Annotated in this window: 22 protein-coding genes; 9 read left to right on the forward strand and 13 right to left on the reverse strand. The window is 59.5% G+C overall.

From position 1 onward, the window contains the following. The first annotated feature begins 95 nt into the window (after nucleotides 1–95). Complete coding sequence (locus ACQ86E_RS21205) at nucleotides 96–1,304, forward strand: polysaccharide biosynthesis/export family protein (protein ID WP_431201637.1); 1,209 nt, start codon at nucleotides 96–98, stop codon at nucleotides 1,302–1,304. Nucleotides 1,305–1,684: 380 nt separating this feature from the next. On the opposite strand, the gene ACQ86E_RS21210 is transcribed toward ACQ86E_RS21205, so the two are convergent. Further along, on the reverse strand, nucleotides 1,685–5,800 hold the full coding sequence (locus tag ACQ86E_RS21210) for an Ig-like domain-containing protein (protein ID WP_431201638.1): 4,116 nt from the start codon (nucleotides 5,798–5,800) through the stop codon (nucleotides 1,685–1,687). A 330-nt stretch (nucleotides 5,801–6,130) separates the two neighbouring features. Here ACQ86E_RS21210 and ACQ86E_RS21215 point away from each other — a divergent pair, with 330 nt between their 5' ends. After that, the gene (locus ACQ86E_RS21215; RefSeq protein ID WP_431201639.1) at nucleotides 6,131–6,304 is read left to right on the forward strand and encodes a hypothetical protein; all 174 of its coding nucleotides are present in this window, start codon (nucleotides 6,131–6,133) and stop codon (nucleotides 6,302–6,304) included. Between the two features lie 125 nt (nucleotides 6,305–6,429). On the opposite strand, the gene ACQ86E_RS21220 is transcribed toward ACQ86E_RS21215, so the two are convergent. Genes ACQ86E_RS21220 through ACQ86E_RS21250 form a run of 7 tightly spaced genes read right to left on the reverse strand, consistent with a single transcriptional unit; the run spans nucleotide 6,430 to nucleotide 13,174 of the window. Continuing rightward, nucleotides 6,430–7,563 (reverse strand): acyltransferase family protein, encoded by a 1,134-nt coding sequence (locus ACQ86E_RS21220; RefSeq protein WP_431201640.1) that lies wholly within the window; start codon nucleotides 7,561–7,563, stop codon nucleotides 6,430–6,432. Then, nucleotides 7,488–8,351, reverse strand: coding sequence for an acyltransferase family protein (locus tag ACQ86E_RS21225; RefSeq protein ID WP_431201641.1), 864 nt, complete (start codon nucleotides 8,349–8,351; stop codon nucleotides 7,488–7,490). Before ACQ86E_RS21225 ends, ACQ86E_RS21220 begins: the two co-directional genes overlap by 76 nt. Next, nucleotides 8,351–9,082: a glycosyltransferase family 4 protein gene (locus tag ACQ86E_RS21230; protein ID WP_431201642.1), complete on the reverse strand. Its 732-nt coding sequence runs from the start codon at nucleotides 9,080–9,082 to the stop codon at nucleotides 8,351–8,353. The genes ACQ86E_RS21225 and ACQ86E_RS21230 overlap by 1 nt, the downstream gene beginning before the upstream one ends. Nucleotides 9,083–9,096: 14 nt before the next feature. Next, nucleotides 9,097–9,423 (reverse strand): hypothetical protein, encoded by a 327-nt coding sequence (locus ACQ86E_RS21235; protein WP_431201643.1) that lies wholly within the window; start codon nucleotides 9,421–9,423, stop codon nucleotides 9,097–9,099. Nucleotides 9,424–9,469: 46 nt separating this feature from the next. After that, entirely contained in the window at nucleotides 9,470–10,486 is a 1,017-nt protein-coding gene (locus ACQ86E_RS21240; RefSeq protein WP_431201644.1) for a glycosyltransferase family 2 protein, read from the reverse strand. Beyond that, the gene (locus ACQ86E_RS21245; RefSeq protein ID WP_431201645.1) at nucleotides 10,483–11,841 is read right to left on the reverse strand and encodes a lipopolysaccharide biosynthesis protein; all 1,359 of its coding nucleotides are present in this window, start codon (nucleotides 11,839–11,841) and stop codon (nucleotides 10,483–10,485) included. The genes ACQ86E_RS21240 and ACQ86E_RS21245 overlap by 4 nt, the downstream gene beginning before the upstream one ends. 7 nt (nucleotides 11,842–11,848) lie before the next feature. Continuing rightward, entirely contained in the window at nucleotides 11,849–13,174 is a 1,326-nt protein-coding gene (locus ACQ86E_RS21250) for an O-antigen ligase family protein (RefSeq protein ID WP_431201646.1), read from the reverse strand. Nucleotides 13,175–13,371: 197 nt separating this feature from the next. Between ACQ86E_RS21250 and ACQ86E_RS21255 the strand changes: the two genes are divergently transcribed. Then, the gene (locus ACQ86E_RS21255) at nucleotides 13,372–13,791 is read left to right on the forward strand and encodes a hypothetical protein (RefSeq protein ID WP_431201647.1); all 420 of its coding nucleotides are present in this window, start codon (nucleotides 13,372–13,374) and stop codon (nucleotides 13,789–13,791) included. Between the two features lie 6 nt (nucleotides 13,792–13,797). Here the strand turns inward: ACQ86E_RS21255 and ACQ86E_RS21260 are convergent, their stop codons facing one another. The 5 genes from ACQ86E_RS21260 to ACQ86E_RS21280 are packed head-to-tail and all read right to left on the reverse strand — an operon-like array spanning nucleotide 13,798 to nucleotide 19,346. Next, complete coding sequence (locus ACQ86E_RS21260) at nucleotides 13,798–14,220, reverse strand: SGNH hydrolase domain-containing protein (RefSeq protein ID WP_431201648.1); 423 nt, start codon at nucleotides 14,218–14,220, stop codon at nucleotides 13,798–13,800. After that, the gene (locus tag ACQ86E_RS21265) at nucleotides 14,187–15,866 is read right to left on the reverse strand and encodes an acyltransferase family protein (protein ID WP_431201649.1); all 1,680 of its coding nucleotides are present in this window, start codon (nucleotides 15,864–15,866) and stop codon (nucleotides 14,187–14,189) included. Before ACQ86E_RS21265 ends, ACQ86E_RS21260 begins: the two co-directional genes overlap by 34 nt. Nucleotides 15,867–15,870: 4 nt before the next feature. Beyond that, nucleotides 15,871–16,989, reverse strand: a complete 1,119-nt coding sequence (locus ACQ86E_RS21270; protein ID WP_431201650.1) for an acyltransferase family protein — start codon at nucleotides 16,987–16,989, stop codon at nucleotides 15,871–15,873. 10 nt (nucleotides 16,990–16,999) lie between these two features. Next, the gene (locus ACQ86E_RS21275) at nucleotides 17,000–18,241 is read right to left on the reverse strand and encodes an acyltransferase family protein (RefSeq protein WP_431201651.1); all 1,242 of its coding nucleotides are present in this window, start codon (nucleotides 18,239–18,241) and stop codon (nucleotides 17,000–17,002) included. Then, nucleotides 18,207–19,346: a glycosyltransferase gene (locus tag ACQ86E_RS21280; protein ID WP_431201652.1), complete on the reverse strand. Its 1,140-nt coding sequence runs from the start codon at nucleotides 19,344–19,346 to the stop codon at nucleotides 18,207–18,209. The genes ACQ86E_RS21275 and ACQ86E_RS21280 overlap by 35 nt, the downstream gene beginning before the upstream one ends. A gap of 318 nt (nucleotides 19,347–19,664) precedes the next feature. Here ACQ86E_RS21280 and ACQ86E_RS21285 point away from each other — a divergent pair, with 318 nt between their 5' ends. From ACQ86E_RS21285 to ACQ86E_RS21310, 6 genes are all read left to right on the forward strand, one after another. Continuing rightward, on the forward strand, nucleotides 19,665–20,711 hold the full coding sequence (locus ACQ86E_RS21285) for a glycosyltransferase family 4 protein (RefSeq protein WP_431201653.1): 1,047 nt from the start codon (nucleotides 19,665–19,667) through the stop codon (nucleotides 20,709–20,711). 67 nt (nucleotides 20,712–20,778) lie between these two features. Then, nucleotides 20,779–21,531, forward strand: a complete 753-nt coding sequence (locus ACQ86E_RS21290) for a WecB/TagA/CpsF family glycosyltransferase (RefSeq protein ID WP_431201654.1) — start codon at nucleotides 20,779–20,781, stop codon at nucleotides 21,529–21,531. Beyond that, on the forward strand, nucleotides 21,522–21,977 hold the full coding sequence (locus tag ACQ86E_RS21295; RefSeq protein WP_008140397.1) for a glucuronosyltransferase: 456 nt from the start codon (nucleotides 21,522–21,524) through the stop codon (nucleotides 21,975–21,977). The genes ACQ86E_RS21290 and ACQ86E_RS21295 overlap by 10 nt, the downstream gene beginning before the upstream one ends. A 144-nt stretch (nucleotides 21,978–22,121) precedes the next feature. After that, entirely contained in the window at nucleotides 22,122–22,517 is a 396-nt protein-coding gene (locus tag ACQ86E_RS21300) for a glycosyltransferase (RefSeq protein ID WP_431201655.1), read from the forward strand. After that, the gene (locus ACQ86E_RS21305; RefSeq protein ID WP_431201656.1) at nucleotides 22,481–23,209 is read left to right on the forward strand and encodes a hypothetical protein; all 729 of its coding nucleotides are present in this window, start codon (nucleotides 22,481–22,483) and stop codon (nucleotides 23,207–23,209) included. The genes ACQ86E_RS21300 and ACQ86E_RS21305 overlap by 37 nt, the downstream gene beginning before the upstream one ends. Continuing rightward, entirely contained in the window at nucleotides 23,203–23,970 is a 768-nt protein-coding gene (locus tag ACQ86E_RS21310) for an O-antigen ligase family protein (protein ID WP_431201657.1), read from the forward strand. Before ACQ86E_RS21305 ends, ACQ86E_RS21310 begins: the two co-directional genes overlap by 7 nt. Nucleotides 23,971–23,975 lie beyond the last annotated feature (5 nt).

The raw sequence follows: 23,975 nt of genomic DNA on the forward strand, positions 1-23,975 counted from the left end.
GCGGGCGCGCAACATGCTTCGCAAAATGGCGCGAAGATCTCGAGACTGATTGACTCAGCTACGGTTTTCCCACAATCGTGCATCGTCAATTGGGGATGGTAAGCTTGAAGTTTGAGTATTTTCAGCGCGCCGCGCTAGCGGGTCTCCTGCTGCTTTGCGCAGGTTGCTCGATTATGCCGAGTTCTGGTCCCCAAGATTTCCAGGTCAAGTCGGAACAGACCAGCTCCGGTCCTCGCTATGCCGTGGTGAAGTTGACGCCGGAAGTTGTCGGCATCCTTCAGGAATACGGCCCAGGCGCTTTGGCGGGATCGTTCCCCGACAAGAGGCGGCCTGACAGCATCAAGTTCGGCATCGGCGACGTCGTGTCCGTGACTATTTTCGAAGCGGCTGCGGGCGGCTTGTTTATCCCAGCCGAGGCGGGCGTGCGCCCCGGTAACTTCGTGTCGCTGCCGAACCAGAATGTCGATTCCGCCGGCAACATCACCGTGCCCTATGCCGGCGCGGTGCGCGCGGTCGGCCGTACGCCGGCCGAGGTGCAGCAGGATATCGTCAAGTCGATCGGAAATCGTGCCATCGAACCGCAGGTTGTGGTGGCGCTGATCACTCAGAATACGTCTCTGATCAGCGTTCTGGGCGAGGTCAATCAGCCGAACCGCTTCCCGGCGAATGCCGCGGGCGAGCGTGTTCTGGATGCGATCACACGCGCAGGTGGTCCGAAGGGGCCAGGCTGGGAAACGTGGGTCACACTCGAGCGAAACGGCAGACGTGCGACCGTGCCATTTGGTTCGGTGGTGTTCTCGCCTCTGAACAATGTGTGGGTGCATCCTGGCGACTCGATCTATGTCTACCGCGAGCCTCAGGTGTTCCTGGCTTTCGGTGCCTCGGGCCAGCAGGGACAATTCCCGTTCGATATGTGGAAAATCACCATGGCACAGGCGATGGCCAAGGCGGGCGGTCTGCTCGACGCGCAGGCCGAGCCGGCCGGCGTCTATGTCTACCGCCGTGAACCGCGCGAGCTCGCCGAGCGTCTTGGTGTTGACGGTTCGAAGTACGTCGGACCTCTCGTCCCGGTTGTCTACAACGTGGACTTCCGCGATCCGGCCGGATATTTCCTCGCGACCAAATTCGACATGCGCGACAAGGACGTGCTCTTCGCGGCCAACGCAGCGACGGTGGAAACGGCGAAATTCCTGCAGTTCGTCCGAACTGTGGTCGCCACGGCCGACGATACCATCGTCACGGCCAACAACGCCCATATCCTGAGGCTTAACCTCAAGAACGGCACCGCCCTGAACACCAACTAAATCGCGGGGACCGAGCACGGTTTGACCGTGCTCGGTCGTCCGGGTTGATCGACGGAGGGCAAGGTCCATGCTCAGCGCTCGCTGCGAGATTCGAACCGTGCGGCCGACGAGCGCGCTCTTGGCGGACGGTGATATGCGCGGTGCGCGCGATTTCGTCGTCTTTCAGGCGTGCGGGATTCGGTATCAGCGAGAAAAACTGCTCCGGTTTCGGAAGCTCAGCCTGAGGCGGCGGAGCTGCCCGGAGTGGCGGTACGACGCGCCAAGCCAAGACCTTCCCTTGGCCGGACGTGTCCTCTATCGGCGGAATTGCCTCCGGCTGGGCTTATCGGCAGTCAGGCTGTTCCAGCAGCCTGGACCGCCCCATCGGTTCGCGTGGTCGTCTAGACCACCAGGTCATGCCAGACCGTCAGGTTCAGCGCGGCCGACACTGCGCTGTGATTGCCGGCGGCGTCCACTGCATCGCCGGTAATCACGTGATTGCCGTCGGCGAGGGCGGCGGTCGTAAACGACCAGGCGCCGCTGCTGTTGGTCGTCGTCGTGCCGATCCGGGTCGAGCCATCGAATATCTCGATCGTCATATTGGCCGCAGCACCGCCCTTCAGGGTGAACTGATCGACGCTGGTTGACGCACTATTGCTCATCGCATGACCGCTTGCGTCATAGGCCGTGAAGTTGGGTGCATTTGGCGCGACCGTGTCGACGGTTACCTTCAGGGCAGAGGAGACCGCACTGACATTGCCGGCCGTGTCTATCGCCTTGCTCGTGAAGCTGTGGTTGCCGTCGGACAGTGCCGCGGTGGCAAAGGACCAAGTGCCGTCGCTTCCTGCGGTCGTGCTGCCGATCTGCGTGGTGCCGTCATAGATCTTGACAGTCAGGCCGGCTGCCGCCGCGCCCGCCAGCGTGATCTTGCTGGCATTCGTGATGCCGTCGCCGACGACATTGCTGTCAGGAGAGAACGACAACACGGCCGGTGCATCGGGCGCCACGGTATCGACCGCGACGTTCAGCGCCGTCGTGGCTGCGCTGAGGTTGCCGGCTGCATCCATGGCCTTGGCGGTGAGCGTGTGACTGCCGTCGGTCAATGCCGCGGTTGTGAACGACCATACACCGTTGCCATCGACCGATGCCGTGCCGATCTGCGTTGCGCCGTCGTAAATCTTGACAGTGCTATTGGCCGCAGCGCCCCCATTGAGCGTGAGGTGGTTGGCATTGGTGTCCCCGCTGGTGATCAGGTGGCCGTCGGGCGCAAAGGCGGAGAAACCCGGCTTGTTGGGAGCCACCGTGTCGACGGTAACCTTCAAGGCCGAGGACGCGGTGCTGTAATTGCCAGCCGTATCGACTGCCTTGCTGGTGAAGGTGTGCGTTCCGTCCGACAGCGCGGCCGTCGCGTATGACCAGAGCCCGCTACCGTTCGCGACGGCGGTGCCGATCAGAATACTGCCGTCGTAGATCTTAATGGTCGCGCCGGGCGCTGCCGCGCCATTCAGCGTAATCTGGTTTGCACTCGTGATGCCGTCGCCGACGATATTGCTGTCGGGAGAGAACGACTGCAGGGCGGGTGCAGCGGGCGCAACGGTATCCACCGTGATACTCAGGGCAGTCGATGCCGCGCTGAGATTGCCGGCCGCATCCATGGTTTTGGCGGTGAGCGTGTGACTGCCGTCGGCCAGCGCGGCGGTGGTAAAGGACCACACGCCGCTGCTATCGACCGATGCAGTTCCGATCTGCGTGGTTCCGTCGAAAATCTTAATGGTGGTGTTGGCCGCGGCGCCGCCGTTCAGTGTGATGTGGTTGGCGTTGACAGCACCACCGGTGACGAGATGGCCATCGGGAACGAATGCGGAGAAGCCGGGCTTGTTCGGCGCCACCGTATCGATCGTCACTTTCATGGCAGAGGATGCCGCGCTGAGATTGCCGCCCGCATCGATCACCCGGCTCGTGAAGGCATGAGTGCCGTCCGACAGCGTGGCGGTCGCATATGACCAGAGCCCGCTGCTGTTGGCGACGGCCGTACCGATCAGGGTACCCCCATCGTAGATCTTGATGGTGCTGCCGACCGCTGCTGCGCCGTTTAGCGTGATGTGGTTTGCGTTGGTGATACCGTCGCCGGCGATATTGCTATCGGGGGAGAATGACAGCAGGACGGGTGCATCGGGCGCGACGGTGTCCACCGTGATGGCCAGAGCCGTCGAAGCCGCGCTGAGATTGCCCGCAGCGTCCATGGTCTTGGCGGTGAGCGTGTGATTGCCGTCGGCCAGTGCTGCTGTCACAAAAGTCCAGATACCGTTTCCGTCGACGGAAGCGGTTCCGATCTGCGTGCTGCCGTCGAAGATCTTGATCGTGCTGTTTGGCAGCGCGGCTCCGTTCAGCGTGATATGATTGGCGTTGGTGGCCCCATTGACCACGACATGTCCGTCGGGTGCGGTTCCGGAGAACGCGGGCTTGTTTGGTGCGACGGTATCGATTGTCACGCCGAATGAGGCGGAAGCCGTGCTTGCATTGCCCGCGGCGTCGATCGCCTTGCTGCTGAAGCTGTACTTGCCGTCCGACAGAGTCGCCGTCGCGAAGGACCACAGACCGTCGCTGCCGGTCACGGCGGTACCGATCAGGTTGCCGCTCTCGTATATTTCCACGGTGATACCGGCGGCGGCCGCGCCGTGCAGGGTGATCTGATTGGCGTTGGTGATGCCGTCGCCAGCGATGTTGCTGTCCGGAGTAATCGAAAGAAAGGTCGGCGCATTTGGCACGGTCGTGTCGACCGTCACGTTCAGCGCCGCCGAGGAAGCGCTGGCATTGCCGGCGGAGTCGATCATCTTGCTCGTGAAAACGTGCGTACCATCCGACAGCGTCGACGTCGTGAATGACCAGGAATTATCGGCCCCTGTGATCGCTGTTCCTATCTTGGTGCCGCCATCATAGATCACGATGGTGCTGCCGACGACCGCTGCGCCGCCGTTCAATGTGATCTTGTTGGCGCTGGTGAGGCCGTCCCCGACTACATTGGTGTCGGGTGAGAATGAGCCGATAACCGGCACCGAGGTCGTGCCAGGTATCGTCACGGTGCTCGATACGTCGGTGCCGGTAATCGTGGTCGACGTTACGGCACCGAGCGCGTCTTTGGTTTTGACGGCGAAATTGAGATCGTTGATGGTCAGCGAGCCCGCTCCGGAAACCACCTCGGCACCAAGTTCGATCGACGCCAGATATTCGCTGGAGGATACAATGCCGAGGCTTTGGAGCTTGTTCAGTATTCCACTGAAGTCGATGCTGCCCGCGGGCAAGTCGGTATCGAGGACGACGGCGGTGTAGGGGCGGCCATTGTTGTCGCCGTGATATATCTTGGCGGAGATGGTGCCGTCCTGATAGGTGCCGATCAGATCGCCGTACGGCTTGACGTCTCCCTTGTGCAGCCAGACCATTATTTCGTTTGTGATGGTCGATGCTCCACCATTGGGTACGCTGGTCAGCCAGACGTCGAAGGCGACGTCAAAGCCATCCATGTTTCCCTGATAGGAGAGGTCGAAACTGGCGGTGAGACCCGACAAGGCGCTCAACTGGACGGGGAAGGCGGCGCCGGGTGCGGGGGTCTGAACATCGCTGAGCGGATTCGGACCGAAGCTGATTTCGGGATAGGCGCGAACGGTGGAGATGGCCTCCGTAACGAGTGGAAACGACCAAGTGAACGTCGTGTGATCGGTGAGGTCGGAAGCCTTGTACGAGCCGGTGATCGAATAGTCGGTGGATCCGAGGTTTCCCGGATTCCACACATTGTTGAAGACCACCCAGCCGTTCGCGACGGCGATCTCGCCGGATCCGACCAACTGGCTATAACCGGGCTGTATCGCCGAGACTGCAGCGGGGAGGCCGAAGTCGTAGGCGGTCAGATCGGAAAGGTTCACGTCGCGCAGGACCAGCTTCTCGCCATTGGCGAAGGTGAACTGAACGTCGGAACCATTCTGGGTTCCGAGCGACATCAATTGATCGAAGCTCGATATGCCGTAGCCGGTCAGTTTGACGACGTCGCTACTCGGCTTGAAATTCACGATCGCATCCGAGCCGTTGCCCGCCGTGACCTTGAAGATATCGGCTCCTACGCCGCCGATCAGAACATCATCGCCGCCCCCGCCGTTGAGCGTTGCGCCGATCGCGCCGGCCACGATGATGTTGTTCAATGCGTTGCCTGTCGCCGAAGTCGAGCCGTCGGACATCAAGAGCAGGTTTTCCACATTGTCACCGAGGGTCACCGCACCCCAATATTCAGAGTAGACGGTGTCGATCCCTTGGTCAGCCTGCTCGGTGATCGAGGATGCCGAATCCCAGAGAAAATACGTATCGTCGCCGGCTCCGCCGATCAGAACATCGCCGCCTGCACCCTGGAACTGATCATTCCCGGAAGTGCCAATCTGAGTTTCCGAAGCTGTCGTGCCTGCGGGCCAGTTGTCTGGCGTTTGAGAGATAGGAAGCACCAATCCGTTCGCAGTAACGTAGGTAGCCATGCGCCTCTCCTTGAATTACTCGGCGCAAAAAGCCACTCATTTGCAAATTTCAGCTTGGTGTGACCCTCAAGATTTACAACAAATAGTCCAAATATGAATCGTCGCGCTCAACCTTGGTAGGCGCTACTTCGGTCAATAATCTGTTCAGAGTTTGGCGCTGGCGGTTCTTGCGGGCGCAAATAATGAGCACGCTCTTGCTCAGACACGATCCGCGAATGGAAACATTTTGTCACGAAATTGTCGCGCGAATAGTATGCGATTCCGTCTTTCGTTGGTGTGAGTGCAAATAATGCCGCGTGCTTTCCCGGAAATGGAGATTTTCGCGGGTAGATGGATCAACTGATCGTAAATGTGTTCCGCAACTGTCTCGTTCGTTTGAATGAGACGATTGAGAACCGCGACACGAAGGCGCGTGCGCTGCCCGCCGAAAAATTGAGCAGTGAGTCCGCTGTCGAACTGCGCTTTCTTTCGATGAGCTGCTTCACGTTTCATCGAACGAGGTGAAGAATTTACGAGTGAGCCGGGCTGGTTCTGATTTCGATTTCCGTAACATTACGGATCGCATCCGTGAGATGCTGTTCGAGGTGCGTTAGGAGCAGCGCGGGCAGGGCACTGATGATTATTTGCAATCACCGAAGCTGCGGCGAGATTTTCTCCGCGATCAGCGCTGCTCCGGTGTCCGTGACATGGTCGCTGTCGAACAGTAGCGGCACGCCCGGGGCTGCGTAGGTCATGCAGCTTTTATCGAGGCCGGAACAAATGGCTCCAGCAAGAGATACGTAGTCGATCCCATGCTTGCGGGTGAAGTCGGCCATCTGGCGATCCAGAGCGAGCGAATCCGTCGTCAGGGAACGTGATGCAAGCCCGGGGTCGTGGGTCTCGATGGACTTCGCCAGCAACCTCGGCAAGCGCGACCCATATTCGGGCATCGGACCGATCACGATGGACTCGATTCCATGCCGCCGCAGCTCTTCCACTGTCTGCTGCAAATCCGCCAGCCAATCCTTGTTCCAGCCGGGCCCTTGGCCGAGGCGTCCGACGTTCCATCGCGCCACCAGCCAGGCCTTGGTGATCTTGCGCGTCTTCGGGATTTCTTCGAAAGCAAGACGGTTCAGTCCGCTGCATGCCTCGCTCGCAGCAGGCTGAAGTGCGATCGTCGGCGGACAGCCGACGCCCGAGAGCTGAAGGACATTCGCGTCGGGAAAAGCCTGACGCAGTCCGGAGGAGAGGGCGGCCGCGTGACTGTCGCCGATCAGGAGATAGTTCGGTCGGCCCGGAATGTCCGGCAGGCAGGCAGTCTGGTCGAAGCGCTGAAATGGCGTCTCGCGGTCGAGAAAACAGCTGCCTTCGCGAAACTGCTTCTTTTCATCGTAGTCGAGATATCGAGCGACCGCCAAAGCTTCGGGCGAAAAACGTTGCTGGAAGCCGCCGGTATAGGCCAGCACGCCGGCGGCGAGCAGCAGTGCCAACGCTGCGACAATGGAACCCAGGACGATGGTTTTGGAAGACACGAGCCGGCGATTTCGCGTCGTCCGCTCGACGATCCACCAGGACAGAAACGCGCAGACAAACGATGCGACGAAGACAGCTCCGCGCGTTACGAGGCGGGAATCGCTATGCACCAGCAGGAAGTCGGTGCGTTGAAGCACCATAAGAGGCCAGTGCCAGAGATAGAGCGAATATGATATCAGCCCCACGAACACGACAGGGCGCATCGACAACAGCCGTCCGACCAGGCTGCCGCCGGTCTCGCCAGCCAGCATGATGAGGGCGGCGCCCAGACAAGGGGAACGGCCGCCAGTCCCGGAAAGCGCGTGTACGGCCAATAGAGAATCATGGGGAGTGCGATCAGCGCGAGCCCAGCGCCCGCCGTCAGGTTTCTCTCCAGTTCGGTTCGCGGCAATGGTCCGATCTTGAGCGCAAGCAACGTCCCCAGAAGGAGCTCCCAGGCGCGCGTCGGAAGAAGATAGAAGGTGGCGATCGGAGCAGCATACGCGCCCCATATGCTTACGGCCAATGAGACAAGGAAGATCGCGAGCACGGCCACGGCGTGCCGTCCGGGAAACCATCGATGGATGGCAACAACTAGAAACGGAAACAGAAGATAGAACTGCTCCTCGACGGCAAGCGACCACGTGTGCAGCAGGGGCAGCTCTTCAGCTGCGACCGCGAAATAGTCCGATGTGGCCCAGAAGTAGATATTCGTGACGGATGCGATCGCTGCTCCAAGCGCCTTCGCATAGGCGTTGATCTCGCTCGGGACGAATTTCCAGACGACGGCCGCCGTGGTGAAAGCCAGCACGACGGCATAGGCCGGAAATATCCGTCGCAGCCGGTGCTCGTAGAATCGTGCGATGCTGAACTTTCGCTGCTCAGCCTGCGCAAGGATGTTCGAGCTGATCAAGTAGCCGGAAATCACGAAAAAGACGTCGACGCCAACATAGCCTCCGCGAAGAAACGATTGGGCAACGTGAAAAATCAGCACCCCAACGACGGCGACGGCCCGCAGGCCGTCGATGTCGGGCCGGTACCGGACTTCGGACGACGACATCAACAGACCGAGCGCAGGTTGTCGACGATCCGGTCCCAGCGAAGCCGTGTGTCGGTGGTGTGGCGCGCTCCCGCCTTCAAACGCTGCCGAAGTTCCCTGTCGGATGCGGCAAGCTTCAGGGCGTCCGCCAGTGCGCGAGGATCGTTCGGCGGCACGAGAATGCCGTCCTCCATGTGCGTGACGATGTCCGGAATACCGCCAACCCGACTTGCAATCACGAAGCGGCCGTTGGCGAAGGCCCCTGCGAGAACTCCGCTCTGCGTCGCGCTCAAATACGGCAGGACGACGCAATCGGCATCCACGATCGATTCGACCAGCCCCTTTGCCGGAACGAACGTGTTGAGCACCTCGACGCCCGGAATGCGCTCGTAGCGTTGCTGGAAGCGATCGATCTCGGGTCCGCGTCCGGCGATACGGAGCCTGAAGTCGATGTTCTCGTCCTTCAGGATCTCGGTCGCCTCGCACAGCACATCCACGCCCTTGTATTCCTCCATGCGGCCAAAGAACAGTACGCTGAACGGAGCGGCAGGGGTTTCGGTAGCGTCCCCGTCGGACAGGATGACGCCATGTTCGATGATGTGCACCTTCTGTCCTGGAAAATTGTGGTTCGCGACATACTCGTCGTAGCAATGTCGTCCGTGAACCAGAATGACGTGAGCCCGCCCGCGAACATAGCGACGAAAGCGATCGAGCCGGCCAGCGATCGCCGCATCGCGTCCCGAATGCGGCACCGGATCGTGTACGGTTAGAACAATCTTGCAGAACGGCCGGGCGACGGTGACCACGCAGGCGCAGATGATCGACTTGAGCAGGCCGGAAGCTTCTTGAACGAAGAGTTCGTTAGGGCGCGATTGAAGCATCCCGAAAAAATTCGGAATACATCGAGGATAGAATTGAGCCCGACATGCTGTATGGTGACATTGGCGGCGACAGGCATCTGGCGGCCGCTGAACTCGCTCTTCAGTCGCTTCAGATCGATGAACAGCCTGACGGGACCATGACGCGACAGCGCGTTGGCGAAAAGCAGCGAGTACTCCTGGAAATGCGGTGCAATCACCGAGATGCGGTTCATCGAGTTACTCTGCTGGAAATCATCTGCAAGCGTAAGAAGTGCGTTGTCATTGGCGATGTGAGGCCTGCATCCTCTCGGGAAGTTGAGCGGCGAGCTCGACCGAATCGATCTTCCGTTCAGGTGGCTTGCGGGAGCTGAACAGCCCGGTAAGAAGCCCCCAGGCATAAGTGTTCCACATCGTGAAGGAATAGAGACCTAGCCGAAGCGACTTTCTGCGCACAACCAGCAGCAGCAAGGGCAGAGCGAGGAGGGTCAGGGCCGTTAGCGGATACAGGAAGCCGAGTACGATCAACGCGGCCCACCAGGCGATCACGGCAACGCTGTTCCTGATATGACTGAGGTGCCGGACGACCAGGGACAGATGCGGCCTGCCGATCGCGCCGCGAAGGACCTCGCCATGCGCCGCGGCGTAGCCGGACTTCAACCGTCGCCACAGCAGCTTGAAGCTTCCGGTCGTATGACCGTGGTGATCGACGGCCGGAACGTCGATTCGGGCAAGTTGCCAGCCCCGTTCGCGTAGTCGTGCGCCGAGCTCGAATTCTTCGAAGGCGTGAAGATTGCGGTCGGCGAAGTAGCCGAGCTCCTTGAGCGCGGACATGCGGTAAAGGCCACCGCAATCCAATCGATCGACCGTACCCGGCCGCCAGTTGGCCTCAGCCTGCACCGTGTTGGCGCGGATCCTGTACTCCTCGGTATCGGTGTTGACCTCGCGAACGCGGCCACCTACCGCGGCGAACCCGGAATTGGATTCAAGAAACGAGATTCCGGCCGGGAGGAATGCGGGGTCGAGCACCATGTCTCCGTCCAGCAGGTAGAAATAGTCACCTTCGGCATGCTGGAAGGCGAGCTGTGCGCCGGTGCCGCAGGAGCGCTCCGAAGGCGTTGCGAGCTGATAGATCTTCACGGGAAACTGTCTTGCGATCTCGATCGTGCGGTCAGTCGAGCAACTGTCGGCGAGGATGACCTCGCCGCCGAAAGGTCGAACGGCTTCAACGGCGCTCCCTAGAGATGCGGCGATGTGGCTTTCCTCATTCAGGGCCTTGATGCCAACCGAGACCTTCATGAAGCCTGCTCCTCGTCGACGCGCTCGCGTGGTTGCGCTCGCGCGGCTTCCGGCGAAGCTGCGGTCGGCCCGGCGCCATCAGAGCCGGCGGCCGACTGGCGATGCCGCCAGCGCGCCGCCTCGCGCCAGATCCAGGCTGCATAGACGGCCTCGCCAACCAGAATTCCTGCAATGGACCAGAGCGGGCCGCCCCAGACGAGCAGTGCGATGACTGCCAGTACCGAAACCCCCGACGAAATCATGCTGGCATAGGCAAGCTCGCGAAACACGCCGCCCGCCTGAAGCAGAACGCTGTCGGCGGTTCGCAGCGATCGCATTCCAGCAACTGCCATCCACAACGCGGCCGCAACGGCCAGGTAGTTGATCGCATATCTCTCGGGAAAGATCAGGCGCGGAGCGAATATGATGAGAGCGGTCGCGGCCAGCACGGTCAAAGCCCAAATTCCGATCATGGCGATACGGAATGTGCGCTGGGAATGCAGCGCGCCGCCGAAATTGCCGGCGTCGAGCTGGCGCGCCATCTGCGGACGTTCGAAGTCGGTCAGCGCGTTCATGACGACGCTGATCGGACGGATCAGCAACGCGCTCGCCGACAAGGGCGCGAACGCAGTCGGGCCAAGAAAGAAGGTGACAATGTAGGCGTGGGCGTTGGCTGTCGCCTCTGTGGTCACCACGCCGGTCAGCGACCAGCTCGAATGCCGGCGCCAAACTTGCCGATAGCGAGGAATGTCGCGGAAGGAAAGTCTGACGAATTGCTGCAGGAGATAGGAGCCTCCGAAGGGAAGCAGACTCAGTATGGCGCTCGCCATCAGCGCTGCGTTCGGTAGATAAAGGTCGGAGGATTTCGTAAGGTAGATGGTCGCGAGTCCTGCGAGCAGTGCGAGGCTGTACAGCAGATCGGACATGGTTGCCCTGATCTGATGTCCGGTGACGTAGGCATAGGCCCGGCCAAACCAGCGCAGCAGCGCGAAAGCGCCGTATCCCGCGAACAGCGCGGCCGCGCCATGGGCTACGCCAAGCGCCTCTCCCAAGGCCCAGAAGACGAAGAACGCCGCCGTGGCGAGCACGAGGTTGGTCGCGAAAAGGCAGCGCAGCATCGTTTGCCGCTGCTCGGCGGATCCTTGAGTGACCAGGACGGGAAGCGGTGCGCAGAACAATGCGCTCCAGACCCCGCTGCTGAACTGGGAGGTGACCAGCAGGAAGGCGAAGCTGCCGAACGACTTTATGTCGAGGAAGTGCAGAAGCTGCAGCGAAAGAACGAACTGGCTGCCCGCAGTTGCGATCGGTCCGATCGCTGCCAGGCCGTACCGAAACGCCTTTTCAAGGCCGGAGTTCTGTTTGCTGTCCTCGTTCAAGAGTCAGTCAACCATGCAGGCTGGGCACGCCGCCCGTGGGCGCGGATTGCGCCGAGCGTGCAGACGCCAAAATCAATGCGATTGTGAACATCAGGAGGATTCCGACGATGGAGTCACGATCCAGCACGCTCGTTTCCGTGAGATTGTGTCCGATGCAGAAGATCAGGAAGGATGCCAGTAGCCCACGCTGACTGCGGGGGATCGATCCGGAGCCCAGGTTCGCGAGCGGAATGATGACGGTCGACAAGATCACCAGGACGAGCCCCGGAAGCCCGGTCTGACAGAGCAGGTCGATGTAGCCGTTGTGTCCGATCGCGACGAGGGCGACCCAGTCCGTCTCTCTGACGTAATGGTACAGAGGGCTTTTGTTGCCGCCGATATTCCAGAACGATCCGTAGCCCGAGCCGAGGAGCCAATGGTCCTTCCAATAGGACAGCAGCGTCGACCAGATATGCACGCGTCCGGTAAATGCGTCCGGTCGGCTGAATATCGCCTGGATGTCGCTCCAATAAGCGATCGTCGCACCAACGATCACCAGAATCGTACCCAGCAGGGCCGGAAGGAGCAGCGGTCGAAATCTCGGATTGTAGGCCTGGAACACCCATCCGGCCGACAAGGACAATGCGATCATGCCGATCGACGTCTTTGCATGCGTCTTGTACAGGAAAAACGCGCTGCCGAGGATGACCGCCCAGCGAATCCAGGTCTTGATCGAACGAGCGTCAAACAGAAATACGGAAATGGTAAGCGCGCAGACGGCGCCGGCGAAGTTCTTCTGCGTCAGAACTCCCTTCCAGTTTCCAACCAGTTCGGGATCGAGGCCAAATCCCTCGACATCCAGCTGCTGGTGGATGCCGACCGACGGCAACAGAACGACGGACAGGAAATTGATCGCGAGGATCACGATCATCATCTCGCGGAAGATGAGAATAGTCCTCGCATAACCCAAAATGTCCACCATGCTGAACACGGTGAGCACGATCATCGTCGTCAGCAGGAGACGGCGCATGGCGATGTCGGGATCGACCGCCCAAGTGAGGCTCAGCCAGAACCACAGCAGCGTGACTCCGAGGCTTAACGGGAGCGGGAAGAGGCCGCGGGGATTGGCCGCAACACGCGCTGCAGTCATCGCCGCGATATAGACACCCGTGAAGGCGAATTGCCTGAGAACGCTTCCTTCACCTGTGTAGGGCAGGGTCTTCAGCGTCAGGTACGGGCCGGCCACCATCAAGCCGAGCAATGCGTACATCGTCAGGCTGGCGACGGGCACAGAAGGCGGCGCAGGTCTGCGGTGAAGAGCAATCGAAGCGCTTCGTTCGGATTGAATGGTCATTCCTGCCGGACGTCGGTTGGCGTGTGAATCAGCAATACTTAAGGCAAAGGCCGCCTGATCGTCGTAACCATGTTGCGTTAGGCAAGCGGCTCTACTCGATATTACCGGGATGTTTGTTGCGGTGCAATGTCGGCGCCAATATGGTTGCCACTACAGTTTATGCGCCCCTTTGGAAGATCCACGGAGTGGTCCTTACCATGCCCAGCTACTCCATCCGCATCGCCTTTCCGGTCATCACGTTCCTGATAGCTGCCTGCCAGACGCCCGCGCGGGCCGGCGGAACGTGCATTCTTCGACCAGAACCAATCCGGCTTCGCTCGGAAATTGTAAACTGGAACATCGATCTCCGCCAGGGCGAGGAGTGCGTGCAGGGGCTCCGTTGGTCCACCCTTCTGATTGATCAAGTTCTCGTCTTGAATCAGCCGAAGTTTGGCCGCATCGCGATCAACGGTCCGTCGTTCCGCTACATCGCCGGCTCGTCGAACGAGTCCGACACCTTCCGGTTGCTGGTGAAGGGGAGTGCGCTTCGCGTTCAGGGAGAAACGACGATCGAGGCAACGATCAATATCAGCGATGCTCCGTCTCGAACGCGACGCTGGGAGCCAGCAGCGCACTGATGCTTTCTACTTTGAGGGTTCTGCGTTGGCGCTCTGGGTAGAGCCCATCAGGGCAAGCGTGTTCTTGGAGAAGTTTCCATACAACAAGTCGTTGCCGAAACCGCTGAGATGATCAGCATCGAAGAATAGCGGCTTTCCGTCGCGGAACGGTGTGCAAGTCTGATCAGGACAAAGTACCGGGAAGGGGTCCCAGATAGATATCTTGGAATTCTTGGCGGCGAGCTCGGTCATCGCGGCCAGAACCGGTGTCCGCAGCCTCTCGAGATCGTCGCGGCTCATGCTGAAGCCGGGGGCGCAAACGGCATTGCCCCGATTGAACCAATCGGAACAACGAAACGGAGGACTCCGGAATAATGGTTTGGGCGCCTCGAATTCGACGCGCACGCCGAACTGAGTCATCGGAGCGAGAAGCTGTATCGCTTCCGCCACGACGGCCGCCTGGTTCGAAGCAGCCGGGCTGGATGCCTTGCTCTCACCATCAACATCGCCCCACTGATTGCCGAACCGGGGAGGCGCAGGCTCGGAAGGAAAACGATGTCGTGCGGTTTGACGGTGTCCCTGAGATACTGCGCTATTTCCTGATGAGCTTTCCGGCAATTGCTGTCGTGCTCGGCAATCGGCCGGTCCAGCGGAATGAAGGCGCAACCCTCGTGAGAGTAGACCTTGACGGTGGTCCCGGTATCGAGCGCGAACTGACGTACCATTGTCGTGTAGGCGCTCGCATGGGAGTCGCCGACGACATACACCGTGCCGTTCGCAAGCGCTCCCTGACACTGGGTTGGTTTCCAAACCGTCAGCGGAACGCCTCCCTCCACAACGTCAGATCGCACGATCTTACAGCCTTTTGCAGAGACCGCGCTCTTGCGGGCCAGCGGATACCAGACGTCGGTATTGCCGGTGACGCTGAGCGTCAGGTTCGATTTGTATTTGAAAACAGCGGCTGTTGCGCCCGAGATCATCAGAACGACGGCAAGCGACGCAGGGATGAATTTCGCGACGGACAGGCGCCTTTGCCACTGAAAGCCCCGTGCGGGCTGTTCAATGATCACATAGGAGGCGATCGCCAGCAGGAATGCGATGGCGACTGCCGCAAGGCAGGTCTGGATCTGGTCCAGGCCGACCGTCCAGCGAAACACGACGAAGGTCGGCCAGTGCCAGAGATAGAGTGAATAGGAGATCTTTCCGATGAAGACGGGAGCCGGTTTCGCAAAAACGTTCGCAAGGGCACGCTCGGGTTGCGCCACGATGAACGCAATCAGGCAGGCTGTGCCTGCAACGGGAACGAGGGCCGCAGGGAACGGAGAGAAGATCGTCGCGGGAATTGCGAAGGAAGCCGCGACCAGCAGCAATCCGGTCACGAATCCGAGGTTGTACTTCTGCGGGCTCAGAGCCGTGACGTGGGGGGCCCATGCGTTGATCGACAAATACAGCACGACGCCGGCGCCCAGTTCCCAGAATCGCGCCGGGATAAGATAGAATGCGTACTCCCAGCGATACCAGGTCAGCAATCCGCACAACGCGAACGAGAGGATTGAAAGAGCCGAAATGACCGCGACGGCGCGTGTTGTCTTGGCGCCCGGCCGCTCGTGATGGAAGAAATAGATCAGGATCGGAAACAGGAGATAGAACTGCTCCTCGACGCCGAGCGACCATGTGTGCACGAAGGGGTTAAAGGCCGCTCTGGGTGAGAAATACTCGTCGTTGTTGAGCGCCAGAATGATGTTGCTGCCGCCAAAGAAGGCCGCGAGGCCCGTCTTCGCCAGCATGTTGCTCAGCCATGACGAGGGAATGAACAGCGTTCCGACAACGGCGGTGACCACGAGGCAGAACACCAGCGCCGGCATGATGCGCACGATGCGCCGCGCATAGAAATGCCCCTGGAACTGGAACAGGTTGTCGAACCGCGCACCGGCGACCGATCCGGTGACAACGAAGCCCGAGATGACGAAGAAAATGTCTACGCCAAAATATCCGCCCGGCAGAAAGCTGTCGCGCAGGTGATAGAGTAGGACCGACAGGACCGCGACGGCCCGCAGCCCGTCGATGCCGGGAAAGTATTTTGTCTTAGCGCTCATGATTCTACTCTGCGGCCTGGCTCACGGCGCGACGACCAGCGCGGAGGTCCCGCAGAGCACGAAGCACCGGCTTCTCGACGAAAATGTGGGCGAGTACGCCGGCGACAACTGCGATGATTGCTGTCGACAGGAAGAGGGGAATTGGCGGTATAAGATGTGACGCAAGGCGAGCATTGAGCAGCGCGACCACTGTGATGACGGGTGAGTGTACAAGATAAATGGAATAGGTCGCGTCGCCGATCTTGAGCAATATCGGTGAAAAGCTCCAGTTGTGCTGCCGTTCGCCCAAGGCGCCGCCCAGCAGGATCAGCGCGAAGGGCACCGCGAGCGCCAGCAGGACGAGCGGATCCTTCTGGGTCACTCCGATCCGGCCGCTGGCAAGGGCCGATGCGGTCAGGACCAGGAGCGCCAGACCCAGGGCCAGCAGTGCGACACCCCATCGTTCGTCGACGACGGTAAAAGCGAAATACGTGCAGACGCCGATGAGAAAATAGGCGCACCACATGTCGTTCCACATCTGGAGCAATCCCGGCTCGTGACCAAAAACGAGACTGTTGACCAGAATCGAAACGGCCCAGGCAGCAATAACGAAAATGCCCAGGAGCCTGTTCAGGATCAGGGTGCAGAAAACGGCATAAAACGCCATTTCATAGAAGAGCGTCCATGCCACCTGGAGCGGCAGGCTCAGTGGCTCGGCGAGTTTGACAAGAGCGTAGGCCGAAAGCAGGTTTTCCGTATTCCACGAAAAATTGGGGTGCCCGATGCCGCGGTATGCGGCGATCAAAAACAAGGTGAGGAATATCCAGTAAACTGGATAAACCCGCACAAATCTCTTCCAAAGATAGTTTCCGAGTCTGGCGGGTTTACCCACGTCCTTGACGTGAGCAAACATGATGATGAAGCCGCTCAGAACGAAGAAGAAGTTGACGCCCAGCCAGCCCTTCGAAGCCACGCCACTGAATACACTGACGCCGCCGTCCTCGGGCTGGGCCAGGATCAGGTGCGTGTGGTAGATGGCGACGGCGACGGCCGCCAGTCCACGCATGACCTGCACGGACTGGAGCGCCTTCTTTGCCGGCCGAGGCGGTTGGCCACTTCCGGCGGAAACTTCTGGCGTCAACATTCCACTCCTATCACGCCGGCTTAATCACGTCGGTACGGGATATGCCCGAGGTTCCAAGTCCGGCATGATGTCCGCGTACCGGCGCATAGCGGCTCTGCGCGAGGCCTCGAGCGGACTGGACGGCCGTTGCGCCCAGCCATCTGCCCAAGATTGCAACCTTCGTGCCGATGCCGCGCTGTTCAAGGCTCTTCAGGAACCCGAGAACCGGACGTTCCACAAAGACATGGGCCAGAACGCCGGCAGCAATGGAACCCACGCATGTGATTGCAAACAGAGCCATCGGCGGTAGCACTCCTGCTGCGAACTTGGTGTTCAGCAATGCGATCATCGTGATAGTGGGAGAATGTACCAAATAGATGGCATAGGTTGCGTCTCCGAGATTAAGCAGCACGCTCGGGGGCTTCCAGCCATAGCGCCGCTCCGTCAAGACGCACCCCAGAAGGATCATCGCGAACGGCAGCGCAATCGAGATCATCATCCACGGATGTGTCTGTGCGTACTCCATTTCCTTGATATAGCCGCGAAGCATCACGACCAGCAACAGCGTGCCGCTAATCAGAAACGGTATCGCCAAGCGCCCGTCCATCTTCCGGTAAAGCAGGTAAATGAGCATGCCGACCACAAAATAGGCATTCCAGATGTTCAGAAGTCCCCACTCGACATTTCCGAGAACCAGGCTGCTGAATGCGACGCATAGCATCCATGCCGACAGCACGGCGATGCCGATCGTGCGGTTCACCAGCAACACGATGAACACCGCATAGAACGTCACCTCGTAGAACAGCGTCCATGCGACCTGGAGCGGAAGGCTGAACTGATCGCAAAGTTTGACGAGCGCAAACGCTGTCAAAATGTTGGCGTTATCCCATGAGAAATTGGGGTGACCTATTCCGCGATAGGCGGCGGCCAGGAAGAAGATCAGGAATATCCAATAGACCGGATAGACTCGAGAAAACCTCTTCCAGACGTAATTGGCGATGCGATCCGGCCGGCCAACGTCGTTTACGTGCGCAAACATGATGATGAAGCCGCTGAGCACGAAGAAAAAATTCACACCGAGCCAGCCCTTGGTGGCGATGCTCGGCAGGATCGTGAAGCCGCCGTATTCGGGTCGCGCTAGAATGACGTGTGCGTGAAATACCGCAACTGCTACCGCGGCGAGGCCGCGCATGACTTGAACCGAAAGAATTGTCGTTCTGGGCTTGGACGCGGCGGCGTCAGCCGGTCTCACTCCCCTGAGTGCTATCGTCATGTACTAACTCCTCGTACTTTAAAATCATGCCTTCATAAGTGATCGCGTTTGCGAGGTGGCGCGCGCGATCCGTCCACGTCAAATAATGAGCCGGGTCGTCGAGTAGCCGCAGGATCTCCCGGGCGAGCGCCTTGTCGTCGCTGGGATCGACGGCGATGCCGCATGCCGTACCGTCCGTTGCGGTGATGCCCTCGATCTGAACGGGAACGTTGGAAACAACCAGTGGCAATTGCAGCTTCGCAGCCTCGATCAATCCGAGGCTGTGTCCTTCAAACCAGCTCGGCTGCACGAAGACATCGCCTTCCGAGAGCAGCTCGAGCGCTTCCTTCCGGGAGCGATGCCCGACAAAATCGATGCGGTCCGTCACGCCGAGCTCGGCAGCAAGCGCCTTCAGCATGGCCTCCTCGGGGCCGATGCCGACGATGATGATCTTGACGTCCGGCATGTGCACGGCTGCGCGCACCAGAACGGGATAATTCTTTTGTGGGAACAGGCGCCCCGTTGCCACGACGCGCCGTCCGTGCGTCGCCTTGCGCTCGCGCTCGGCGGAAAGCGTGGTCAGCAGCGCCTCGATCTCCGGCGGGAGCGCGTTGTGGATGGTCCGCCGCTTGGCCACATAGGCGTTCGGCTTGCCGTGCAGCGATTCACCGACAGCGTCCGAGACTGTCACGACCGTCTGCACATTCGGCCACGATCCAACCCAACCGTCGATTTTGTTGAGGATCCGGCTGTGGGTGCTCACGGGAGAATGATGCGAGATGACTATTCGCGTCGATGCGCCTGCGAGCCTTGCAGCGATCGGAGCGAGGACATTGGCCGCCGGCATCGCCGTGAAAATCATGTCAGGCGCGTTCTTGCGCAGCAGACTCACGAGTGACATCAGCATTTTGATCTGGGCGCCAATCGCTGTCGGCCGACGAGAGATGACGTATTGCCAAGGCAGATCAGGAGAGGTCTCGCGGACTTGCGCGCGATAGGGGTAGAGCGCCATCAATCGTACGTCGAAACCGCGGATTCGAAAACCTTCGGCCAGATTGGCCCAGATTTCCTGAACGCCTCCCGCGGACGAGTGAGAGAGGAGAAAAACGATCGACTGGTGGTTCATTTGGCAAACCGTCGGCTAGGTGTCGAAGCCTCGTCGGATCACCTGCAAAAGCCGCTACGAGTCCGCGCCACGCATATTCTCGAAGAATTTGAGTGGCTTGATCCGTAACATGGTCTGTCAGAAAGAAAAAGAGACTCTCGGCCCCGTTTCCGCCTGGCTTTAGCGCACCATGGCACGGGAATGGCATCTTCGGCGGGAACGACGGAGATATTTCCGTTCACATCGGTCTCTATTTTCCCGGTTTGGATTAAACCGACTGGCCAAGGTGTCATATAGGTGCAAACCAGTGGTCGAATGTTGTTCGAGAGTTCTTTGTTGATGAAGGTTCTTATTCTTGGAGGAACTCCCGCGCGCCCAGGTGGCGTAGAGGCATTTTGCAATCGTGCTCATGATGCGGTGAACCTGGAGGGGCGGCTCCAGATCGATTGGCTGCCGACAAATACCGCCTATCTGAGGCCCGGGACTGCTCCCAAGGTCTGGCGGTCGCTGCTCACCTTCTGGCGACGGCACAACGAGGGTTGGAGCGCGGTATGGCTCCAATATGTGAACCTGGCTGATTTGGCTTTTCTGCTCGCCGCGAGGGCTGCGGGTTTAAAGGTCGTGGTGACGCCGCATCTCGGGGCCAATTGGAAATCCACTCGGATTGCCGCCCTTCGCGCGTTGAGCCGTTTCTTGCTCGGTTTTTCCAGCAAATTTGCCTATTTGTCCGAAATCCAGCTTCAGGAATTGGCATTGCCGACGAGCGTGCCACGATGCCGCATTCACACTTTTCTGCCACGTTCGATCGGCACACGAGGACTGGTCGTTGAGGGTAGGGCAGGCAGTCGGGATGTCAAACTGATCCATGCAGGCCGACTTTCGCAAGAAAAGGGCACCTTTCTATTTCTCGATGTCTGCGCAGCGATGAAACAACGTAACGTAGCTTTCTCTGCGGAAGTCATCGGAGGTTGCGACAACGAGACGCGGATCGCGCTGAACGAACGGATCGCGAAGTATGGCCTCGATGAGAATGTTACGCTTTTTCCCGCGATGGAAGAAGAAGCGCTCATGAAAAAGCTCGCGGCTGCCGATTTTCTGGTCCACCTCTCTGTGTTGGATTCATTCCCTTTGATCGTTCTCGAGGCGCTTGCGGCGGGTGTCTATCCGATTTGCATAGATTTGCCCGGCGCGAGAAAGATGACGCAAGATTATTGTGGGCGGGTCGTCTCCCAGAAAAACGCAGTACAGGCAACTGTTGACATTCTTTGTCAACACGACTTGGAAGTCACAAGGGGCGAGGCAAACACCGCCAGAAACAAAGTCCTGAACGACTATGACTGGAGCACCTGCGTCCGCATGCTCGAAAACTGTATCGAGCAAGATTGAGACCGGACAGGCCCTTGCTGTTTATGACTATTTGCGAAACCATTTAATGCCCCACCGTGTAGGACAGTTGGTCGACATCGGCGGCATCAGCGTGCTTTCCTCGAACGTTGGGGAGTTCGTGGCGCGATTTGACGCGTCGATGATGGCTGAGCAGCCGATGAAGGTCGCGTTCCTGAACGCCAACCTGTTCAATTATACGCGCTCCGATCCGTTCGTTCTCGACATCCTCAAGGAGTTCACCGTCCTCAATGACGGAGTTGGATTGAATCTTGCTAGCTTGATCCTCAAAGGAACGGTTTTCCCTGCGAACATGAATGGAACGGATCTAATCCCGGTGGTTCTTTCCAAGACGGCGCACCGGTTGCGGATATTCCTCGTGGGATCTAGGCCGGCCTCCGTCCAACGGGCGTCGGAGGTCATTGCAACTTTGTGGCCTCAGCACACGGTGGTCGGGTGTCAGGATGGTTATTATGAACAGGGCGAGGAAGACGAAATCGTCGAACGGATCAAATCATCAAACCCTGATCTTGTGCTGGTAGGACTTGGAAATCCAAGGCAGGAACTCTGGATTGCCAAGCACATCCCTTATGCATGCCCTCGCGCGTTCGCCGTTGGGGGACTGTTCGACTTCGTCTCGGGCGAGGTTCCTCGCGCGCCGGCCGTGCTGCGGGCACTCAGCCTGGAGTGGTTGTTTAGGTTACTCTATGAGCCCCTTCGTCTGTGGCGTCGGTACTTGCTAGGGATACCTGTGTTTATCGCTCGTGTGACCGGGGAAGCGCTCGGCAGCGCAACCCGGTGGGGAAAACGTATATGGCCGTAAAACGACTGATGCTGGTTGCGTCTGGCGGGGGGCATTGGGTCCAACTATCGCGCCTTAGTCCCGCCTTCGAGGGACACAAGGCCCTGTATGTGACCACAATGGAGGGGGCCGAGGCTCCGTCCGGTGCGACCCCTGTGGCCGTCGTGACCGACGCCTCGCGGAGCCATCCTGCGAGCTTTGCGGTGCTGTTTGCCCAGATGATCTGGATAATTGCAAAATTTCGTCCCGACGTGATCGTGACGACGGGCGCGGCGCCCGGATTGGTTGCAATTCAGGTGGGCAAAGTGCTAGGGGCGCGAACCGTCTGGATCGACAGCCTGGCGAATTCAGAACGTATGTCGCTATCGGGAAAGCTCGCCAGACGCTATGCAGATCTGTGGCTTACGCAATGGCCTCATCTCGTGGAAAAATACCCCAACCTTTCTTCCTTCGGGGCGGTACTGTGATTCTGGTTTCTGTCGGCACCCAATTTCCTTTCGATCGCCTGATTAGTACCGTGGATATGTGGGCGGTCGAGAACGGAAGAACCGACGTAATGGCGCAGACCGGACCGTCGGGCTACACGCCTCAGGCGGCTCGAGTGCTTTGCCATGATGAGTCCGGACAAGTTTCGCAAGCTCCAGGCCGAGGCCGAGCTGATTGTTGCCCATGCGGGCATGGGCTCCATCTTGACGGCACTTGAGTTCAGGAAGCCGATCATCATCATGCCGCGTGATCACACGCGCGGCGAACACAGGAACGAGCATCAGTCTGCAACCGCTGCGCGTTTCGCGAATACACCAGGTCTCTACGTGGTGAGGGACGAAGCTGAACTCCTCGACCGGTTGAACCATCTCAGCGATATGGTTGCATCCCAGGGCGTTTCCCGGAAAGCGCCAGAGGAATTCGTGTCGCAGCTTCGCGCCTTCATCGAAAAAGAGAGACCAAGCTCTAGGGTCTGGACACTGCCATGGCGCCGGAACGAGTCGAGCGCGGCCAAGCGGTAAGAAATCTCAAGAGGGAGCGTCGCGGTGTTGTGCGCCTGGTCGCCGCTCAGGCGGCATTCGCTTGCGTCGCCGCCGTCGTATGTCTTGCGCCGTTTCCGCTTGGCTCGACGGCTGCGAGTTTTGTGGCGGCATGGAGCTTGTTGCTGGGCCTAGCCGCGATCTGCAGCGTGCCGGCGAGGCTTTCCGGCAAATCGATAGCCTTTCTATTGGCGGCCTTCGTGTGCGTTGGTGCTTATCTGGTCGTGGTTCATGAGCAGATATCGGTACGGCCATGGTTTTCCAGCGGACTGGTTCATCCGATCTGGGCCCGTGCTGGTGCCGTGCTGGGAGAAGACTTTCCTCCCATCGTTTCAGTCGTGAGGGATGTCCCGCTCATCGCGATCGGAGCAGAGCTGGCCTTCGTGCTCATGCTGCTTGTGTCTTTCGCGATCGCGTCAGACCGGCGCGACGGCCTCAGGCTGCTTCGTGTTGTCGCTTTCGCCGGTGCGGCCTACGCTTTGCTCGGGATCGTCACCTTTGCGGTCGATCCCGGCAAGATCCTTTCTGGAAGAATAAGACAGATCATCTCGCCAATCTCACGGGAACGTTTACCAATCGGAACACAGCGGCGGTCTTTTTCGGCCAGGCATCGGTGCTATGGTTCCTCTTCTGGTGCGAGGAACTGCGCGACATGCGGGAGCGGAGCTTGTTGACCCTTCGTGGTGCGTTCCAGCGGCTCGTCGCGCATCCAACGAATCGCAGCCTGTTCGCTCTTGCGATTCTCGTCACCACGCTATGTGCGGTCTTCATGACTGGATCTCGAGCCGGTTCCGTTCTTACGCTGATCGTGCTGCTGGTTGCGTTTCTAGCGTACTTCCGGCGCGAGTTTGCCCACTGGAAAGCCATAGTCGCCGTGGGCGCGATCGGCTCATTGGTGGCGACCGGTCTTATGCTGACTGTCGGGGGCAATGTCGGGCATCGCTTCAGTATCCAGGGGTTCAGCGACGAGGGGCGCTGGCCAGTTTACCGGACGACCATGCAGATTGCGCATGACTTCCCTGAACTTGGAACGGGTCTGGGAAGCTTTGTCGCGATTTTCCAGGCGTACCGCCCAGGCGATATATCGATCTCGGGCACTTGGAATCGAGCACATGACGTTCTGCTGGAGATTGCGTCGGAAACCGGTGTTTTCGTCGCGGGCGGAGTCTTGGCTTGGTACTTGGCGATCGTCGTTCTGCTGATCTGGGCGATCCTGCGTCGCCCGACCCGCGACCCTCTGCCCATTTCGGCGGCACTGGCGGTTTGGCTCCTCGCAGGACTGCACTCTCTGGTTGATTTCTCGTTGCAGATCCCCGGATACGCGCTAACGGCGGCCGCGATAGTTGGCACAGGACTTGCTCAAGCGCTGGCTCAACCGTCTGCGTCGAGTCACGTCAGGCGCAGCGCGGCTAACCCGGATCGCGGGACGGCGTAGATGAA

The sequence above is a fragment of the Bradyrhizobium betae genome (genome assembly GCF_050632175.1).
GTDB lineage: Bacteria > Pseudomonadota > Alphaproteobacteria > Rhizobiales > Xanthobacteraceae > Bradyrhizobium > Bradyrhizobium betae_B.

What these genes read in the sequence shown, in the direction of transcription:
- ACQ86E_RS21205 (WP_431201637.1), top strand. Translation starts at nt 96, where the DNA reads ATGGTAAGCTTGAAGTTTGAGTATTTTCAGCGCGCCGCGCTAGCGGGT.
- ACQ86E_RS21210 (WP_431201638.1), bottom strand. Translation starts at nt 5,800, where the DNA reads ATGGCTACCTACGTTACTGCGAACGGATTGGTGCTTCCTATCTCTCAA.
- ACQ86E_RS21215 (WP_431201639.1), top strand. Translation starts at nt 6,131, where the DNA reads ATGGATCAACTGATCGTAAATGTGTTCCGCAACTGTCTCGTTCGTTTG.
- ACQ86E_RS21220 (WP_431201640.1), bottom strand. Translation starts at nt 7,563, where the DNA reads ATGCTGGCTGGCGAGACCGGCGGCAGCCTGGTCGGACGGCTGTTGTCG.
- ACQ86E_RS21225 (WP_431201641.1), bottom strand. Translation starts at nt 8,351, where the DNA reads ATGTCGTCGTCCGAAGTCCGGTACCGGCCCGACATCGACGGCCTGCGG.
- ACQ86E_RS21235 (WP_431201643.1), bottom strand. Translation starts at nt 9,423, where the DNA reads ATGAACCGCATCTCGGTGATTGCACCGCATTTCCAGGAGTACTCGCTG.
- ACQ86E_RS21240 (WP_431201644.1), bottom strand. Translation starts at nt 10,486, where the DNA reads ATGAAGGTCTCGGTTGGCATCAAGGCCCTGAATGAGGAAAGCCACATC.
- ACQ86E_RS21250 (WP_431201646.1), bottom strand. Translation starts at nt 13,174, where the DNA reads ATGACCATTCAATCCGAACGAAGCGCTTCGATTGCTCTTCACCGCAGA.
- ACQ86E_RS21255 (WP_431201647.1), top strand. Translation starts at nt 13,372, where the DNA reads ATGCCCAGCTACTCCATCCGCATCGCCTTTCCGGTCATCACGTTCCTG.
- ACQ86E_RS21265 (WP_431201649.1), bottom strand. Translation starts at nt 15,866, where the DNA reads ATGAGCGCTAAGACAAAATACTTTCCCGGCATCGACGGGCTGCGGGCC.
- ACQ86E_RS21270 (WP_431201650.1), bottom strand. Translation starts at nt 16,989, where the DNA reads ATGTTGACGCCAGAAGTTTCCGCCGGAAGTGGCCAACCGCCTCGGCCG.
- ACQ86E_RS21275 (WP_431201651.1), bottom strand. Translation starts at nt 18,241, where the DNA reads ATGACGATAGCACTCAGGGGAGTGAGACCGGCTGACGCCGCCGCGTCC.
- ACQ86E_RS21280 (WP_431201652.1), bottom strand. Translation starts at nt 19,346, where the DNA reads ATGAACCACCAGTCGATCGTTTTTCTCCTCTCTCACTCGTCCGCGGGA.
- ACQ86E_RS21285 (WP_431201653.1), top strand. Translation starts at nt 19,665, where the DNA reads ATGAAGGTTCTTATTCTTGGAGGAACTCCCGCGCGCCCAGGTGGCGTA.
- ACQ86E_RS21295 (WP_008140397.1), top strand. Translation starts at nt 21,522, where the DNA reads ATGGCCGTAAAACGACTGATGCTGGTTGCGTCTGGCGGGGGGCATTGG.
- ACQ86E_RS21300 (WP_431201655.1), top strand. Translation starts at nt 22,122, where the DNA reads ATGATGAGTCCGGACAAGTTTCGCAAGCTCCAGGCCGAGGCCGAGCTG.
- ACQ86E_RS21305 (WP_431201656.1), top strand. Translation starts at nt 22,481, where the DNA reads ATGGCGCCGGAACGAGTCGAGCGCGGCCAAGCGGTAAGAAATCTCAAG.